General features: G+C 68.9%; 1 pseudogene. It reads left to right on the top strand.

The window, feature by feature from the left end:
- Positions 1 to 235, top strand: a pseudogene (locus tag KVT39_RS37465) (NADP-dependent phosphogluconate dehydrogenase); the annotation flags it as partial.

Here is a 235-nt window from a genome sequence, read left to right as displayed (position 1 = left end):
CCGAAGAGTACGGCTGGAATCTCGACCTCGGGACGATCGCGATGATCTTCCGCGCGGGCTGCATCAACCGCGCGCGCTTCCTGCAGAAGATCACGGTGGCTTACGCGAAGGATCCGGCGCTCGCGAACCTGCTGCTCGATCCGCGCTTCCAGGAGATCGCAGCGCACTACCAGGCATCGCTGCGCGACGCCGTGGTCGCCGCGGTGAAGGCCGGGGTGCCGGCGCCGGCGTGCGC

It is taken from the genome of Burkholderia sp. GbtcB21 (assembly GCF_019091065.1).
GTDB lineage: Bacteria > Pseudomonadota > Gammaproteobacteria > Burkholderiales > Burkholderiaceae > Burkholderia > Burkholderia pyrrocinia_C.
The sequence above is the reverse complement of the archived record's forward strand: the minus strand, read 5'-3'. Positions and strand labels throughout refer to the sequence as shown.